Source organism: Roseibium marinum (assembly GCF_002906165.1).
GTDB classification, from domain to species: Bacteria; Pseudomonadota; Alphaproteobacteria; order Rhizobiales; family Stappiaceae; genus Roseibium; species Roseibium marinum.
Window position 1 is genome coordinate 29,482 of sequence record NZ_PPCN01000018.1, and the last position, 16,562, is coordinate 46,043.

A 16,562-nucleotide genomic window follows, 5' to 3' on the forward strand; every position below is an offset into this window, starting at 1 on the left:
TCGGATCATAGGGGCCATACCGGCTGCTGCGGGCATCAATGAGTCCGGGAAACGGATGCCAACACTACGGCCGTCATGTGCAGGCTCTTGAGCCCCGCAGGGAAGACGCAAAAAAGGCCATTCCGGTCGTCCGGAATGGCCTTTTTGTCATATGCGGTGGCTTCTCGTTAGCTGATCTGGGTCAGAAGCTTGTCGAGGCTGGCCTTGGCGTCGCCGTAGAACATCCGCGTGTTTTCCTTGTAGAACAGCGGGTTCTCAATGCCGGAGTAACCCGTGCCCTGGCCGCGCTTGGAAACGAAGACCTGCTTGGCTTTCCAGACTTCCAGGACCGGCATGCCGGCGATCGGCGAGTTCGGGTCTTCCTGGGCCGCCGGGTTGACGATGTCGTTGGAGCCGATGACGATGACGACATCCGTATCCGGAAAGTCCTCGTTGATCTCGTCCATTTCCAGTACGATGTCGTAAGGGACCTTGGCTTCGGCCAGCAGCACGTTCATGTGGCCGGGCAGGCGGCCCGCGACCGGGTGGATCGCGAAGCGCACGGTCTTGCCCTTGGCGCGCAGACGCTTGGTCAGTTCGCTGACCGACTGCTGCGCCTGGGCCACGGCCATGCCGTAGCCGGGAACGATGATGACGCTGTCGGCGTCTTCAAGGGCGGTGATCACGCCGTCCGCATCGATGGCGATCTGTTCGCCTTCGACTTCCATCGCCGGGCCGGTGGTGTTGCCGAAACCGCCCAGGATGACGGAGACGAACGAGCGGTTCATCGCCTTGCACATGATGTAGGACAGGATCGCACCGGAAGAGCCGACCAGCGCGCCGACGACGATCAGCAGATCGTTGCCGAGCGAGAAGCCGATGGCCGCCGCGGCCCAGCCCGAATAGGAGTTCAGCATCGACACCACCACCGGCATGTCGGCGCCGCCGATGCCCATGATCAGGTGATAGCCGATGAAGAATGCCAGCAGCGTCATCAGGATAAGCGTCCAGATACCCGCGCCGTTCAGGAACAGGATCAGCAGGATGAGGCTGAGAGTGGCCGCTCCGGCGTTCAGCATGTGCCCGCCCGGAAGCTTTTCCGCCTTGGAGGTGATCTTGCCGGCGAGCTTGCCGAAGGCGACGACCGACCCGGTGAAGGTGATCGCGCCGATAAAGACGCCGAGGAAGACCTCGACCTTGAGGATCGACTGTTCGACCGGGCTCTTGTGAGCCAGTATCGCGGCGAACCCTTCCAGGGCCTCGCGCTCTTCAGAGCCCATGGATAGGACCCTGCCGAGTTCGATATAGGCGTTGAAGCCGACGAAAACGGCGGCCAGCCCCACCAGCGAGTGCATCGCCGCCACCAGTTGCGGCATCTCGGTCATCTGCACGCGTTGTGCGACGTAATAGCCGATGATCCCGCCGCCCGCGATCAGCAGAACCGACAGGAGCCACAGGCCGGAGCCCGGGCCGATCAGCGTGGCGACAACCGCCAGCGCCATGCCGGCAATGCCGTACCAGACGGCGCGTTTCGCGCTTTCCTGCCCCGAAAGGCCGCCCAGTGACAGGATGAACAGTACAGCCGAAACCACATAGGCGGCCGTCGTGAAACCGAATTCCATGGCTCGGCCTCCTTAGGATTTCTGGAACATGGCAAGCATGCGCCTGGTGACAAGGAAACCGCCGAAGATGTTGATCCCGGCCATGAAGACGGACAGACCGGCCAGCAGGATCACCAGGAAGGATCCCGAGCCGATCTGCATCACCGCGCCGAGGATGATGATCGACGAAATGGCGTTGGTCACCGCCATGAGCGGCGTGTGCAGCGAGTGGCTGACATTCCAGATCACCTGGAAGCCTACGAAGACGGCGAGCACGAAAACGATGAAATGCTGCATGAAGCTGGCCGGAGCGATCAGACCCACGAGCAGCAGCAGCAGACCGCCACCGGCCAGCAGCGACACCTGCTGTTTGGTCTGTGCCTTGAAGGCGGCAACCTCGCGGGCGCGCTTCTCCTCCGGTGTCAGCTCCTTCGGCTTTTCCTTGGGCTTTGCCGCGATCGCCTGAATCTTCGGCGGTGGCGGCGGGAAGGTGATCTCGCCCTGATAGGTGACCGTCGCGCCTCGAATGACGTCGTCTTCCATGTTGTGGACGACCTGCCCGTCTTTTTCCGGCGTCAGGTCGGTCAACATGTGGCGGATGTTGGTGGCGTAGAGGGTGGAGGCCTGGGACGCCATCCGCGAGGGGAAGTCGGTATAGCCGACGATTGTGACGCCGTTGGCGGTGACGACCTTCTCGTCGGCGACCGTGCCTTCCGCGTTGCCGCCGCGTTCGGCGGCCAGGTCGACGATCACCGAGCCGGGCTTCATGGCCGCGATCATGTCCTCCAGCCACAGTTTCGGAGCCGGGCGGTTCGGGATCAGCGCCGTGGTGATGACGATGTCCATCTCCGGAGCGAGCTGGCGGAACTTCGCGAGCTGGGCCTCACGGAACTCCGGGGAGGAGACGCTGGCATAACCGCCGGTGGCGGCGCCGTCCTGCTGCTCTTCCTCAAAATCCAGATAGACGAATTCCGCGCCCATGGATTCGACCTGTTCGGCAACTTCCGGGCGGACATCGAAGGCGTAGGTCACCGCGCCGAGCGACGTGGCGGTGCCGATGGCGGCAAGACCGGCCACACCGGCGCCGACGACGAGTACCTTCGCCGGAGGAACCTTGCCGGCCGCGGTGATCTGTCCGGTGAAGAAGCGGCCGAAATTGTTGCCGGCCTCGATCACCGCGCGGTAGCCGGCGATGTTGGCCATGGAGCTGAGCGCATCCATTTTCTGCGCACGCGAGATGCGCGGCACCATTTCCATGGCGATCACATTGGCGCCCTTGGCCCTGGCAGCTTCCAGTCCTGCCTCGTTGCCGCCCGGATTGAAGAAGGAAATCAGCGTCTTGCCCTTGGTCAGGTGACGCGTTTCCTTCTCGTCGGGCTGGCGCACCTTGGTGACGATGTCGGATTTTTTCCAGAGGCTTGCGGCGGTCTTGATGACCTCGACGCCGGCGTCTTCATACGCCTTGTCGGAAAAACCGGCCGCGGCTCCCGCGCCGCTCTGGATAAGGCAGCTGTAGCCGAGCTTTTGTAACTGCTTCGCCGAGTCCGGGGTCATCGCCACGCGGGCCTCTCCGGGGAAGGTTTCCTTTGGTGTGCCGATTTTTAGGGCTTCTGGCATATGTCGCTCCAAGATGGTGACGCAGGCATGGCCTTTGGACAGGAGGGCCGAACGATCCGCGTACCCCCCACAAGCGCGCTGCGAATATAGAGACGAAAATTCTACCTGTGACAAGGTGTGTTGAACGATGTTTCGGACGGTATTTCGGGACGAATCCGAGAAAGCAGCTTTTTGCCGCAGAATGTTGGCCGGCTCACATGGAGCATTGCCGCGCGTCTTTGCGTTCACACCGCCGCCAAATACTCGAAAGGGAGGATGTATTAGTGTTTTCCATCCAAATCGTGCGGAAACTGGGCAGTTTGCACGCATTCTAATGCTTCGATGGCGAAAAAAGGCGGCTGCCCCTGAAGGCAGGCCGCCGTTGCTGTCCGGTTATTGTGCTGCGGTGTCGATGGCCGGATCGAGATCCGATGCGTCGTGGCGTTCCGCCACGCCTTCGGATTTGTCCTCGGTCACCCGGTTGACCTTGCGCCCGCGCATCACCGCCGGGCGGGCGTCGATCTTTTCCGCCCAGGCCAGAAGGTTCTTGTATTCGTGGACGGCCAGGAATTCACCGGCACTATAAGCGCGGCCGAGCACCAGCCCGCCATACCAGGGGAAAATGGCGATATCGGCGATGGTGTAGTCTTCGCCGGCGATATAGGGCCGTTCGCCCAGCGCCTTGTCGAGGACGTCCATCTGGCGCTTTGTTTCCATGGTGAAGCGGTCGATGGGGTACTGGTACTTCTCCGGCGCATAGGCGTAGAAATGGCCGAAGCCGCCGCCGACATAAGGGGCCGAGCCCATCTGCCAGAACAGCCAGTTCAGCATTTCCGTGCGGGCTGCGGGATCTTCCGGCAGGAACTCGCCGAATTTTTCGGCCAGGTAGAGCAGAATGGAACCGGATTCGAACACCCGGACAGGCTTGTCGGTGCCGCGGTCCACCAGGGCCGGGATTTTCGAATTCGGGTTGGCGGCAACAAAACCGCTGGAAAACTGGTCGCCCTCGCCGATTTTGATCAGCCACGCGTCGTATTCCGCGCCTTGATGGCCACGCGCCAGTAGCTCCTCGAGCATGATCGTGACCTTCACCCCGTTCGGGGTCCCCAGAGAATAGAGCTGCAGCGGGTGCTTGCCCACTGGCAGGTCCTTGTCGTGGGTGGCGCCGGAGATCGGTCGGTTGATATTGGCGAACTGGCCGCCGCTCGGCTGTTCCCAGGTCCAGACCTTGGGCGGGGTGTAGGTTGCGTCACTCATGGGGAAAATGCTCCAGAACCGGATTGACTTGAACGTGCCTGCGGAAGTTCACGCGCAGATTTCTGCTCGAACCATCGCAATATTACGATCAAATAGTATGGCCGGCTGGATTTGCCTAGGCCATGAACTCATAAAGTCATGCTTTCCGAACGATCCGAAGATCACAAATCCGTATCCTGAAGCCAGCCTCGTTCCCGGTAGTACTTAAGCGCGCCGGGATGAAGATCGGCGGTCAGTCCTTCCTTGATCATGTCCTGCGGCGTGAGCCGCTCGAGCGCCGGATGCAGTTTCTTGAAATCCTCGAAATTGTCGAAGACGGCTGCAACGATCGTGTAGACGGCGGCGTCCGGCATTCTCGCCGAGGTCACCACGGTCGCTTTCGGTCCCCAGGTGGGAACATCGTCCGGATTACCCGTGTAAAGGCCGCCCGGAATGACGGCCGCCGCATAGGCCGGGTTTTCGGCGAGCAGCCTGTCGATGGCATCGCCGGCCAGCGGAACCATCCTGACATCGCAGGTGGAGACAGCTTCCTGGGCAGATGCGTTCGGCAGCCCGGCAACCCAGATACTGGCATCCAGTTTACCGTCGCACAGGGCAGGGACCTGTTCTGTGGAACTCAGGTCCGCGGCTAGCGAAAGGTCGTCGGGAGCAAGGCCGACGTATTTCAAGAGCAGCTCCGCCAGGACACGCGTACCGGACCCGAGATTGCCGAGATTGACGTCCTTGCCCTTCAGATCTTCGGGGCCATTGATGCCGGCCTCGGCGTGGGCCATCAAATGCATGGGTTCGGCATGTATGGAAAAGAGTGAGCGCAGCTCGGTATCGGGGCCTTCGGCTGCAAATGCGCCGGTGCCCTGCAGGCTCGCGGCCTGAATGTCGGATTGCACGATGGCGAAATCGAGCGTGTGGTCGCGGATGGCATTCGCATTCTGGACGGATCCACCTGTTGATTCGACCAGGCAGCGGATGCCGTGATCCTTTCGGCCGAGATTGACAAGGCGGCATATGGCGCCACCGGCGGGATAATAGACGCCGGTCACGCCGGCGGTTCCGAACGTCACGAATTGCTGTGCGGATGCCGCACCGGCAAGCGCGAAAAAGGCGGCCAGAAAGGCACCTGGAATTCTTGATTTCAACCTCATGCGACCAGGCTCCCTCGGCTTGGGTCCCGCTGTTCGGGATCTCACCAGCATATCCGATAAGGATTCGACAAGCGCTAACATTGATGTGTTTGGCCGGCGAACGTAAAGGGCTGTGGTGGTAACGCGGGGATCGGCCTGTCGTCGATCTTTTATCCGGCTTGACCCTGGAAGTCCCACACTCCACAGGTCAGACTGGAAATTGGGGAGAAAACCAGTGATTCCGTTCGACGTCCTGACCGTTTTTATTGCCGCCGCCGTCGCGCTGGGCTTTGCGCCCGGGCCGGACAATATCTTCGTTCTGACCCAATCGGCACTTTATGGCCGTCTTGCGGGGCTGATCGTCACTCTGGGTTTGTGCACCGGCCTGATCGTCCACACAATCGCCGTCGCGCTCGGCGTTGCGGCCATCTTTCAGACCTCCGCGCTGGCGTTCATGATGCTGAAATTCATCGGGGCGGGATATCTGCTTTATCTGGCATTTCAGGCCTTCCGGGCGGGAAAATCGGAGTTTTCCGGTCAGAAGGGGCCCGCTTTGTCCGCCTGGGCGCTGTACCGGCGCGGGATCGTGATGAATGTGAGCAATCCGAAGGTCGCTATTTTCTTCCTGGCTTTCCTGCCGCAATTCGCCGACCCGGCACGCGGCTCCGTTCCCTTGCAGATTCTTGTCTTCGGCGGGCTGTTCATCGGGGTGACGATCCTTGTTTTCGGCGGCGTTGCGCTGGGGGGAGGAATGCTCGGCACGTTCCTGAAGCGGTCCCCGAAAGCGCAGGTCTGGCTCAACCGGCTCGCTGGTCTGGTTTTTGTCGCTCTGGCGCTCCGGCTGGCGGTTTCAGAGCGCTGAATTGGCGGCAAACATCCAATAAACATCATTCCCCGCATTAAGGACGCTTTTTCTGCTCCTGTGGAATGGCTTGAATGAAAACACACTCTATAATTGATAAAAATAACAAAATATACTTAAAATTGTAGATACTGCTATCGTTTCACCGGGTTTCGCGTCGTCCAGATGAAACCGGAGAGGATAGAAACATGGTGGTATTTAGTTCAAGGAGACTGGTTTCAGGTTTTCTGTTCCTGATCGCTTGCGGACCTGCAGTCGCGGGGGACTATCTTGAGGTCGAACCGGGAGTCGATATCTATTTTGAGGATCAGGGCAGTGGATCGCCCATTGTTTTTGTACCGGGCTGGACTTTCACCACCCGGGTTTTCGAGCACCAGATCAAGGCTTTTTCCGAAGCGCACCGGGTGATTTCATTCGATCCGCGCAGCCAGGGCCGATCGACCGTCACGCTGGAAGGTAACAATTACGTCACGCAAGGGGCGGATCTGGTAAAGCTGCTCGCGCATCTGAAGGTCGAAAAGCCGGTGCTTGTCGGCTGGTCGTTCGGCTGTCTGGCAACCTGGGAATTCGTCAAGACCCAGACGACTGCCGCCGCTGCCGCCCATATGTGCATCGATTTGTCTCCAACGCCGATGACAGGGAACGAGGGAGACTGGGTCGAGGGCAGTATTGCCGAACTCGCGGATTTTTATGGCGGCGTCCAGACCGCGGCGGACCAGCGCGCGGTCATCAACTGGTACGCCGATGAAATCATGATCGAGCAGGACTACACGCCGGAGCTTTCGCGGTGGATCGTCGATCAGTCCTCGCAATCGCCGCCCTGGGTAGCCGCGGCCTATCTGGCTTCGGGCACTTTCAGCAATTATCTGGACGTTGCCAGGGACATCGACGCCAAACTGCCTTCCGCCTTCGTTGTCGCGGATCACTGGGCCGAAACAGCTACCGCCTATCTGGCGAAGCACGCGCCGAACAGCCAAGTGCACGCATTCGGCGGCCATATGATGTTCTGGGAGTATCCGGAGAAATTCAATCCGATACTGGCCGGTTTGATCGCCAAGGCTGAATAGATTCGCGAATATCGCCGGGGAAGAGAATGCCCCTGCCGCGAGAACGGCAGGGGCAGGATCCACGTTTTGCCAGACGAAAGACGCCCTATATCGCCTGCAACGTGTAGACCGAAAAGAGATTGTCCTTGTCGCTGTCCTGATTAAGGACCCGCCAACCTCCCTTGTTGACGATCGAGGTGAAGGCCTCTTCGCTGTATTTGTGCGAATTCTCCGTGTGGATGGTTTCGCCTTCAGCGAAGGAGATGCTTTCGCCGCTCACCGTCACCGTCTGGCTTCTCAGACTTTCCAGATGCATCTCAATACGGCTTTCACCGGCGTTCCAGAGCGCCCGGTGGGCAAAGGCCGCAAGGTCGAAATCAGCCCCAAGCTCACGATTGATCCGCTGCAGCAGGTTCCGGTTGAATGCGGCCGTGACGCCTGCCGGATCGTCATAGGCCTTGATCAGGACCGCCTCGTCCTTCGGCCTGTCTACCCCGACGATCATGGTCGCTTCCGGCATGGCGGCGCGGATATTGCCCAGCAGGTCGGCGGCTTCGGACCGTTCGAAATTGCCGATGGTCGATCCGGGAAAGAACACCAGAACCGGAAGTTCCGGCAGCAGCGGCAGCTTTCCGAGCGGCTGTGTGAAATCCGCTGCCACAGGAATGACGGCAAGCGAGGGATAGGCGCGCCGAACCCGTTCGGCGGCGTCCTGCAGGTGATTGGCTGAGATGTCAACCGGCATATAGACCGAAAGATCCTCGAAGGCTCCGAGCAACAGGTTGGTCTTGCGGCTCGAGCCGCTGCCGAGTTCGACCATGGCGCCACGAGCTCCGGGCAGGTGCCGGTATTTGCGGACGTTGTCCTCAAGGATCGCCAGTTCGGTGCGGGTCGGATAATAGGCGTCCAGCTCGGTAATGGCTTCGAACAGATGCGAGCCGACATCGTCGTACAGCCATTTGCTGCTGACGGCCTTTCGCGGCGCCTTCAGGCCAGCAAGGATCTCGGTCCTGAAGGTGGCCTGGGTCATGTTTGGGGAGACGTGTTTGGTCATTGGTCTGCTGCCAGTCTCAGGCCGAGCATCTGCCAGCGCTGATGGGGATAGAAGAAGGTGCGGTAGGAGGCCCGCATCTGTTGTCTCGGCGTGGCGCAGGAGCCGCCGCGCAGCACCATCTGATTCACCATGAATTTGCCGTTATATTCGCCGATGGCACCCTCCGGTGGCGTGAAACCGGGGTAGGGGGAAAAGTCGCTGCTGGTCCATTGCCACACGTCGCCCCAAAGGCCGGATCTGCGGCCGACCGGCATGAATGCACCGTTTTCCAGGAAATTTCCGTCGATATCCGTCGGCTCGGCCGCCGCTTCCCATTCCGCTTCCGTCGGCAGACGGTAACCCGCCCAGCGGGCGAAGGCGTCGGCTTCATAGTAGCTGACGTGAACCACTGGGGCAGAGAGGTCGACGGGACGGGGCCCCTGCAGCGTATAGGTCCACCAGACACCATCCTGGCGCCACCAGTAGAGCGGCGAGTCCCAGCCGTTTTTCTCGCGCACCGCCCAGCCTTCCATGAGCCAGAGCGTCTGGTTTGCGTACCCGCCGTCCTCCATGAAGGCGATCCACTCGCCGTTGGTGACAGGGCGGTCGCAGAGCCGGTAAGGATCGAGCCACACCTTGTGGCGCGGGCCTTCGCAGTCATAGGCGAAACCCTCGCCGTCATGCCCGATCTCGAGCAGGCCGCCGTCGTAACCTGTCCAGCCGGTCTCGTTCACCGCGCTGACGCTGGCGGGTTTGGGTTCGATATAGGCGGGAAGGAGCGGGTTATAGGAAAAGGCGTTGAGAAGATCGGTCACCAGCAGTTCCTGGTGCTGCATTTCATGATGACAACCAAGCGTGATCAGTGCTTCCAGCCGCTCCGGATCAAGCGCGAAGGTGTCCCGGGCCAGTCCTTCGCGCACAGCGTCCTCCACATGGGAGCGATAGCTGAGCACATCGGTGACGGTCGGCCTCGACAGCAGGCCGCGGCGGGAGCGGGTATGCCGGGGTCCGGCCTGCACGTAATAGGAATTGAACAGCACCGCGAAACGGTCGTCCTTCGGCCGGTAACCGGGAAGCGAGGGCTTCAGGATGAATTCCTCGAAAAACCAGGTCGTGTGCGCCAGATGCCACTTGGGAGGGCTGGCATCCTCCATCGACTGCAGGCCCATGTCTTCGTCGTTCAACGGCGCGACAAGCCCAAGCGATTGCGCCCTGACCGTTTCGAAGAGATCCGAAGCCGCGGAAACCGGTGACGGTTCCGCCCGTCCGTCCAGGTTAGTCATTTGCATTCCTCCACGCGGAACCCGGCAAAATGCCTCCGGCCGGTCCTGTGACTGCCACCAGGCGGTTTGAAGGTAGGAGGGCTTCAGGGTTTTCCAATGTCGAAATTTGCAACTGGCCGGTGCACGAATGCGCGGCCGGGACGCCTGTTTCCGGGTTGTTGAGAAAATAAAACAATGTTTTGAATAGTCCCATCATCGCCTCTTAAGCAAAGAAAAGTCCACAAAACCTTGGTTTCAGGTGTTATTTTGAACTTTTCAAACGCGGGAAAGTTCCCGATCGATGGCTGGGAAAATAGAAAACCAATCCTGACAGGGTGTGTCAGGATTGATTGCAGCGCCTCTTCACATTGGCGTGAGATTTCCGCTGACCGAACTTCGCGCACCGAAAGCGCGTTGTTGGAAACGCGCCGCCATCACGTTGGTTCAAGACAGATTGGCTTGCCCTTCGCCGGGCATGGTTGCCATGCAGCCCTCTTTGATGTCACAGCTTGGAACAGAAAGAACAGGTGACGCAGAGCTGCGCCCGACCGTGTCAGCTCAATTCAGGGAGGTTCCATGCCGGACATCAGAGGATCCATTCCCGCGCTTGTAACGCCCTTCAGGGACGGCAAGGTGGATTTCGAGGCGCTTGAGCGTCTCGTCGAATGGCACATTGAAGAAGGCAGCCACGGCATCGTTGCCGTCGGCACGACCGGCGAAAGCCCGACGGTCTCCAAGGACGAGCACAAGGATCTCATCAAACGGGTCGTGGAGCTGGTGAACGGCCGCGTGCCGGTTATCGCGGGCACCGGCTCCAATGCGACAGCGCAATCCCTCGACATGCTTCAGGCAGCGGAAGCTGCCGGTGCCGATGCCGCGCTCGTCGTGACACCCTATTACAACAAGCCCAACCAGGCGGGGCTGCTCGCCCATTACCGGATCCTGCACGACAACAGCACGCTGCCGATCATCCTTTATAATATTCCCGGCCGTTGCGTGATCGACATCCTGCCCGAGACCATGGCCGAGATGGCCCGCTGGCCCAGGATCATTGGCGTCAAGGACGCCACCGGCAGCATGGAGCGGGTCAGTCAGCAGCGCGCGCTCTGCGGCAAGTCCTTTATTCAGTTGAGCGCCGAAGATGCCGCCGTTCTGGGGTTCAATGCCCATGGCGGGCGGGGCTGCATCTCGGTCACCGCCAATGTCGCGCCGCGCCTGTGCGCCGAATTCCAGAAAGCGTCCCTTGCCGAGGATCTGGGCCTGGCCCGGGACTACCAGGACCGCCTGCTGCCCCTGCATGCGGCGGTCTTTCTCGAGCCCCCCGCGGCCTGCGTGAAATACGCGCTCGCGAAACTGGGGCATTGCCGCGAGGACGTCCGCCTGCCGCTCACGCCGGTCACCGGGGAAACGAGGCTGGCAATCGACCGGGCCATGGAAACCGCCGGGTTGATCTGAGCTTCCGCCTTCGCCTTATGCCAGTATTGGTGGAATTTGTAATTTTCGGCATTGGTGATATTTACATGAGATTCGCCGCTTCTTGATCTGCGAGGCCGCCAAGCTTGAGAGCGATTTTCTCCCGTGAGACAGCCAAGATGCCGAAGCGAACGCCGGAAGACATAGTGGACCGGCAAGCTCCGGCGATCCTGAGCGGCACGGACGGGACTGGCAAGTCGGCCAGCGAGAACGGTGTCTTTCAGTCCGCAGTGATCGAGGACCCGGCCGTCCAGGCGCTGCTTCAGCCCTGGGTCGAGATGGAGTGCCATCAGCTCAGTCATGGCGGCACAGTGGCGCGGCTGGACAGCCTTGATCTTGGAACGCACCAGGTTGTCCGCGAGCGCCAGGAGACATCGATCCACAAACTTGGCGCCACGCCGCCTGACTTCTGCACCTTGTCCTTCTGCATGAAAGCTCGGAGGTCCAGGTTTGCCGAACATTGCGCCGAAGAGGGCGAAACGATCTTCTTCATGCCCGGGAACGTCGAGTTCGACGTATTTGTTCCCGCGGGAGGCGAGACCGCCTATGTCGGCTTCAGCCAGGAACAATTCCTGCAAGGCGCACGGATCCTCAATCCGGGGTTCTGGGAAAAGCCTCCGAAAGGCGTCGTGCCGCTGACCGCCTGCCGGCGAAGCGAACTCAAGAGCGCCGTCGATCTCTGGCTCCGGACGGCCCGGGAGGCTGCCGGGCGTGGCGCGCCGCTGGATCCGGATGTCGTGCGCGGCCATCTTTTGCAGACTGTCCTGCAAATAGCCACCGTCACGGAAGAAGATATCGCACCGACGATCAACGAACGTCTGCGCGCTTTGCAGATCGGGCGAACGGCCCGATCCTTCGTCGATGAAAGCCTTGATACCGGCGAGCTGCCAACACTCGTCGGTATCTGCGCGGCGCTCGGCGTGTCCGAACGGACCCTGCGCTATGCCTTCCGCGAATATGTCGGCCTGTCTCCGGTCGCTTATCTGCGGGCCCGCCGGTTGAGCCGCGTCCGCGCGGTGCTTGCCGCGTCTGATCCGCAGGATGTCACGATCACCCAGGTGGCGATGCGCTATGGCTTCCTGCATCTCGGCCGCTTTGCCGGAGATTACAGGCTCATGTTCGGCGAAATGCCTTCAATGACGCTCGCTTCGTGAAAATTTTATTTAACCGTCTCTGTTTTGCCGAAATCGGATAGCTGGCGTCGGGCAATGACTCTAGTGTGCGCGCAAAGAACTTGGACGAGGGAACGCAGAGTCCCTCACGCTAGCCTGAGGAAAAAATTCTTGTCGTCCGAAAAAGCTGTGCCGCCTCAGGCCCGAAACTTGAATGACGCCAACCGTTTCTTGCAGCCAGGGGACAGCACCGCAAGACCAATGGACCCATCGCTCACTCGTAGGTCCCGGTACCGGTCACCATACGCCTGGGCCATGGCGTCCGTTGCCGCGGTTTCGCTGTTCCCGGCCGGGGGGCAGGCGGCATCGCCCGTGATCGGCGCGAACGGCACAAACGGGTCATCAATCGGCCTCAACGACACGCTGGTCGTGACCACCCTGACCACCGGCCTGGATTTCGACACAACGGACTTGACCGCTGTGGCAATCATTAGCAGCGGCGATCAAATCTCTGTATCCGTCAATGGTTCGCCTGCCGTCTTCATATCGATCTTTACGGGGGACACGCTGCAGGAGCTGGCCGCCGAGATTGACGCCATCGACGGCGTTCGGGCGACAGTCACCCAAACCGGTTCCAACGACACCATGAGCATTACCCCGGAAGACGTGAACACCACCGTGGTGGTGGCCAACGCTGGAGGACTCCCGTTGTCCGCGGCCGGGTTAAACTTACCCGGTGCGCCTGTTACCTTCACGCCTGTCTCCACCCCGGGAGGCGACGGGACCAACGGTGGAGCTGCACAGGCATCGGCGGCCGCGACGCAGGTTTTCGGCGCAACCAGCTTCACCGGAGGAGCCGGCGGTGCCGGTGGTACGACCGCCTACAACCTCGCTGCGACGGACGGTGGTGACGGCGGTGACGGCGGTGACGGCTTCCTGATCAACTCGGCCATGACACGTGTCGAACTTTCGGGCTCCTCCACTGTGATCGCCGGCGGGAGCGGTGGCGCTGGAGGCGCGGGAAGCGGCGGGGGAAATGTCGGGTCTCATGGAACCGGCGGCATCGGCATTCATCTGGTCGGCGCGGGCCTCGGCGCGGTGGAAATCGTCAATCGCGGAACGGTCTCGGGGGGGCTGAGCGGCGATGGCACGACCCGGAATCATGCGATCTATCTTGAGAACTCCGGCAATACCCTCAAGATGTACAGCGGAAGCGCCTTGACCGGGGACGTCTATCTGGGAACGGCGGACGGCACGCTGGAACTGGACGGGTCCGGGACTGAAGACGCAGATTTTTCCGGCGTCGCCACGCTCAGCCTGACGGAGGGATCTAGCTGGACGTTGTCGGGCGATATCGATCCGAACACGGGCGGCCTTTCGATTGCCGCAGCGAGCTCCAGTACGCTTGTGCTCACCGGAAACCTGAGCGGGGACGGGCTTGCGAAATCGGGTGAGGGGACGCTTTCGATTTCCTCCACGGGGGCCTTCTCCAACGGGATTACCGTCTCAGGCGGCGCACTCACAGTCAACGGCAGCGCGGGCGCGGTAACCCTGAACGGTGGCACCCTGAACGGCTCGGGGACTGTCGGCGCACTGACGGCGAACTCCGGCAGCACGGTTGCGCCGGGCAATTCCATCGGCACGCTCAATGTCACCGGCAATACCAGCTTTGCCGCAGGCTCCACCTACGCGGTCGAGGTCGACAAGGACGGCAATGCCGACAAGATCGCCGCCACGGGCACCGTGACCATCGACAGTGGCGCAACCGTCCAAGTGTCGGCGGAAAACGGCACCGATGACGGCTCCACCTATGCCCCGACCACCACTTACACGATCCTGACCGGGGGGGCGGGTGTCACCGGCACCTTCGGTTCGGTCAGCGAGGACTTCGCTTTCCTCGACGCCGCCCTTGGCTATGGTGCCAACAAGGTCACCCTCGAGTTGACGCGTAATGCGTCAAGCTTCGCCTCTGCCGCGAAGACCGCGAACCAACGTGGGGCCGCGGGCGGTGTCAGCAGCCTGGGTGCCGGCAATGCGGTCTATGACGCGGTGGTTGTCCTGAGCGAGGCGGATGCCCGATCCGCCTTCGATTCCCTGTCGGGCGAGGTGCATAGTTCCACAAACACCCTTCTTATCCAGCAGAGCAGCGTTGCCCGCGATGCCGTGGGCGAGCGCATTCGCGGAGCCTTTGACAGCGTGGCCTCCGGCGATATGCCAATGATCGCCTTCAATGGTCCCGGCGAAGCTCCCGCGGCCTCCGGTCGGGCAGTCGCCTGGGGCCAGGCCTATGGCAACTGGGGCAGGATTGGCGGCGACGGCAATGCAAGTACCATGGACCATTCCGGTGGCGGCATGGTCCTGGGCGCGGACATGGAAATCCTGGCTGGCTGGCGCACCGGTGTGATGGCCGGCTATGGCAATACCAGCTTCGATGTCGATGCCCGTGCATCGTCAGGCGATGCCGGAAGCTACATGCTTGGCGCTTATGCAGGCCGTCAATTTGGCCCGCTGGGCCTGCGGATGGGCGCCAACTACACCCTCCATGACGTCTCTACCAGCCGCAACGCGACCGCCGGAACGCTGACGAACACATTAAGCGCGAACTATAACGCCGCCACCGCACAGCTCTTCGGCGAGGCCGGCTATTCCTTCGGCACCGGTGCCGCCCGGTTCGAGCCGTTCGCGGGCGTCGCCCTGATCCATCAGCGCAGCGATGCCTTCACGGAGACCGGCGGTGCTTCGGCTCTCTCCGTCGACGCCACATCGCAGACCCTCGGCGTCACCACTCTCGGCCTGCGGACCGAGTGGCAGGTGGCCGCCGGCGATCATGTTACCGCCTCGCTCAGCGGTTCTGTCGGCTGGTCTCATGTCCTTGGCGATCCGGCTGCCACCTCGACAATGCGCTTTGCCACCGGCGACGGCTTCAAGATCAGCGGCACGCCGCTCGACCGCGACACGGCCCTTGTCGAGACGGGTCTGATTTTCGGCCTGGGCGAAAGAGCAAGATTCGACGTCAGCTATCATGGTGAGCTCGGCGAAAAGTCGCAGAACCATGGCTTCAACGCGAAATTCTCCGCACGGTTCTAGCGCGGGGTTTCCTGAAGTCCTTAGGCCGCCGGCAAACTCAGGGCGGCATTCACTCAACTGGCACCCTGAAATTCGGTCTTGACCCTGACACTAGCGTCAATCCGCTAGGACCGGCACGAGGCGCATGAGCGCACGTGTCAATCAGGGAAGCGAACCGGAATGAGTGAACAGACGAACTGGCAGGGCAAGGTCGCAATCGTAACGGGCGGAAGCTCCGGCATCGGGCAAGCCACGGCTTTGGCGTTGATCGAGCGCGGAGCGAATGTGGTCATCACGGGACGTGATGAGGCGAAGCTTGACGGGGTTGCCGGCAGAAGCGCGGCAATCGAGGCGGTCCAGGCCGACAGCGCCGACCCGGCCGGCGGCAGGCGCATTGTCGAGGCGGCGATGGCCCGTTGGGGCAGACTGGATCTGATCGTCAACAATGCCGGGGCCGGCAAACCGCTCGCCATCGATGTCTACGATGCGGAGACAATCGCGGACATCTGCGCGGTCAACATCGTTGCCCCGTCGCTTCTCTTGAAGGAGGCGCAGACGGCGTTGCGGGAGACGAAGGGCGCGGTCGTCAATATCGGAACAGCGATTTCTCGAAACGCGGCGCCGGGTCTGGCTCACTATGCGGCCACCAAGGCGGCGCTTGAGCATCTGACCCGATCCTGGGCCATCGAACTTGCACAGGACGGTATCAGGGTGAATGCCGTCTCTCCCGGCCCCGTCAAGAGCGGCGCCCTGACTGGCATGATGGGTCTGCCCGCCGAAGTCGCGCAATCCATAGAGGAAACCGAGGCTGCACAGGTCCCGCTGGGACGGCGCGGGGTGACCTCCGATCTTGTGCCGTGGATCCTGAGGCTCGGCAGTTCGGCCAATGAATGGCTCACCGCACAGGTGATCACCATTGACGGCGGCTGGTCGCTGAGGAGCTAGGCTTTTTTTCCGAACGCTGAAACTCACGGCTTCCCTTCCCCTTGATGGGGAGAGGGAAGCCAGCCGCTTTACCGTCAGAGCAGCTTGTGCGATCGCCTTCTTGAAAATGAGGGTTGACCCTGACACTAGTGTCAAGGTGCTAGATCGTGTCGCATTCAATTGAATTCAGGAAACCCTGAATCCGCTTGAATGCGACACGCTACGGAACC

Annotated in this window: 12 protein-coding genes; 6 read left to right on the forward strand and 6 right to left on the reverse strand. The window is 61.2% G+C overall.

Going from position 1 to position 16,562, the window contains the following annotated elements; all coding sequences use genetic code 11:
- Positions 1-167: 167 nt before the first annotated feature.
- The 4 genes from CLV41_RS25620 to CLV41_RS25635 form a co-directional block, all read right to left on the reverse strand.
- Positions 168-1,601 carry an NAD(P)(+) transhydrogenase (Re/Si-specific) subunit beta gene (locus tag CLV41_RS25620; protein WP_103225341.1) on the reverse strand — a complete coding sequence of 478 codons (1,434 nt, stop codon included), beginning with the start codon at positions 1,599-1,601 and terminating at the stop codon, positions 168-170.
- A 12-nt stretch (positions 1,602-1,613) separates the two neighbouring features.
- Positions 1,614-3,197: a Re/Si-specific NAD(P)(+) transhydrogenase subunit alpha gene (locus tag CLV41_RS25625; RefSeq protein WP_103225342.1), complete on the reverse strand. Its 1,584-nt coding sequence runs from the start codon at positions 3,195-3,197 to the stop codon at positions 1,614-1,616.
- A gap of 372 nt (positions 3,198-3,569) precedes the next feature.
- Positions 3,570-4,433: a glutathione-dependent disulfide-bond oxidoreductase gene (gene yghU / locus CLV41_RS25630; protein WP_103225343.1), complete on the reverse strand. Its 864-nt coding sequence runs from the start codon at positions 4,431-4,433 to the stop codon at positions 3,570-3,572.
- 161 nt (positions 4,434-4,594) lie between these two features.
- The gene (locus CLV41_RS25635) at positions 4,595-5,575 is read right to left on the reverse strand and encodes a TAXI family TRAP transporter solute-binding subunit (RefSeq protein WP_103225344.1); all 981 of its coding nucleotides are present in this window, start codon (positions 5,573-5,575) and stop codon (positions 4,595-4,597) included.
- Between the two features lie 214 nt (positions 5,576-5,789).
- Here CLV41_RS25635 and CLV41_RS25640 point away from each other — a divergent pair, with 214 nt between their 5' ends.
- The gene (locus tag CLV41_RS25640; protein ID WP_103225345.1) at positions 5,790-6,416 is read left to right on the forward strand and encodes a LysE family translocator; all 627 of its coding nucleotides are present in this window, start codon (positions 5,790-5,792) and stop codon (positions 6,414-6,416) included.
- Positions 6,417-6,604: 188 nt separating this feature from the next.
- Entirely contained in the window at positions 6,605-7,483 is an 879-nt protein-coding gene (locus tag CLV41_RS25645) for an alpha/beta fold hydrolase (RefSeq protein ID WP_103225346.1), read from the forward strand.
- A gap of 85 nt (positions 7,484-7,568) precedes the next feature.
- Here the strand turns inward: CLV41_RS25645 and egtD are convergent, their stop codons facing one another.
- Both egtD and egtB read right to left on the reverse strand, forming a co-directional pair.
- The gene (egtD, locus tag CLV41_RS25650) at positions 7,569-8,516 is read right to left on the reverse strand and encodes an L-histidine N(alpha)-methyltransferase (RefSeq protein WP_103225347.1); all 948 of its coding nucleotides are present in this window, start codon (positions 8,514-8,516) and stop codon (positions 7,569-7,571) included.
- Positions 8,513-9,778, reverse strand: a complete 1,266-nt coding sequence (egtB, locus tag CLV41_RS25655) for an ergothioneine biosynthesis protein EgtB (protein ID WP_103225348.1) — start codon at positions 9,776-9,778, stop codon at positions 8,513-8,515. Before egtB ends, egtD begins: the two co-directional genes overlap by 4 nt.
- Positions 9,779-10,333: 555 nt before the next feature.
- On the opposite strand from egtB, the gene dapA reads away from it, so the two are divergent.
- The 4 genes from dapA (at position 10,334) to CLV41_RS25675 (ending at position 16,353) form a co-directional block, all read left to right on the forward strand.
- Entirely contained in the window at positions 10,334-11,212 is an 879-nt protein-coding gene (dapA, locus tag CLV41_RS25660) for a 4-hydroxy-tetrahydrodipicolinate synthase (RefSeq protein WP_103225349.1), read from the forward strand.
- A gap of 137 nt (positions 11,213-11,349) precedes the next feature.
- Positions 11,350-12,384, forward strand: coding sequence for an AraC family transcriptional regulator (locus CLV41_RS25665; RefSeq protein WP_103225350.1), 1,035 nt, complete (start codon positions 11,350-11,352; stop codon positions 12,382-12,384).
- A gap of 273 nt (positions 12,385-12,657) precedes the next feature.
- Positions 12,658-15,429 carry an autotransporter outer membrane beta-barrel domain-containing protein gene (locus CLV41_RS25670; protein WP_170107320.1) on the forward strand — a complete coding sequence of 924 codons (2,772 nt, stop codon included), beginning with the start codon at positions 12,658-12,660 and terminating at the stop codon, positions 15,427-15,429.
- A 159-nt stretch (positions 15,430-15,588) separates the two neighbouring features.
- Positions 15,589-16,353, forward strand: coding sequence for an SDR family NAD(P)-dependent oxidoreductase (locus CLV41_RS25675; protein WP_103225352.1), 765 nt, complete (start codon positions 15,589-15,591; stop codon positions 16,351-16,353).
- Positions 16,354-16,562: the final 209 nt, after the last annotated feature.

Coding starts and splice junctions, on each gene's coding strand:
- yghU (WP_103225343.1), bottom strand. CDS start 4,433: ATGAGTGACGCAACCTACACCCCGCCCAAGGTCTGGACCTGGGAACAG.
- CLV41_RS25625 (WP_103225342.1), bottom strand. CDS start 3,197: ATGCCAGAAGCCCTAAAAATCGGCACACCAAAGGAAACCTTCCCCGGA.
- dapA (WP_103225349.1), top strand. CDS start 10,334: ATGCCGGACATCAGAGGATCCATTCCCGCGCTTGTAACGCCCTTCAGG.
- egtD (WP_103225347.1), bottom strand. CDS start 8,516: ATGACCAAACACGTCTCCCCAAACATGACCCAGGCCACCTTCAGGACC.
- CLV41_RS25645 (WP_103225346.1), top strand. CDS start 6,605: ATGGTGGTATTTAGTTCAAGGAGACTGGTTTCAGGTTTTCTGTTCCTG.
- egtB (WP_103225348.1), bottom strand. CDS start 9,778: ATGACTAACCTGGACGGACGGGCGGAACCGTCACCGGTTTCCGCGGCT.
- CLV41_RS25675 (WP_103225352.1), top strand. CDS start 15,589: ATGAGTGAACAGACGAACTGGCAGGGCAAGGTCGCAATCGTAACGGGC.
- CLV41_RS25670 (WP_170107320.1), top strand. CDS start 12,658: ATGGCGTCCGTTGCCGCGGTTTCGCTGTTCCCGGCCGGGGGGCAGGCG.
- CLV41_RS25665 (WP_103225350.1), top strand. CDS start 11,350: ATGCCGAAGCGAACGCCGGAAGACATAGTGGACCGGCAAGCTCCGGCG.
- CLV41_RS25635 (WP_103225344.1), bottom strand. CDS start 5,575: ATGAGGTTGAAATCAAGAATTCCAGGTGCCTTTCTGGCCGCCTTTTTC.
- CLV41_RS25620 (WP_103225341.1), bottom strand. CDS start 1,601: ATGGAATTCGGTTTCACGACGGCCGCCTATGTGGTTTCGGCTGTACTG.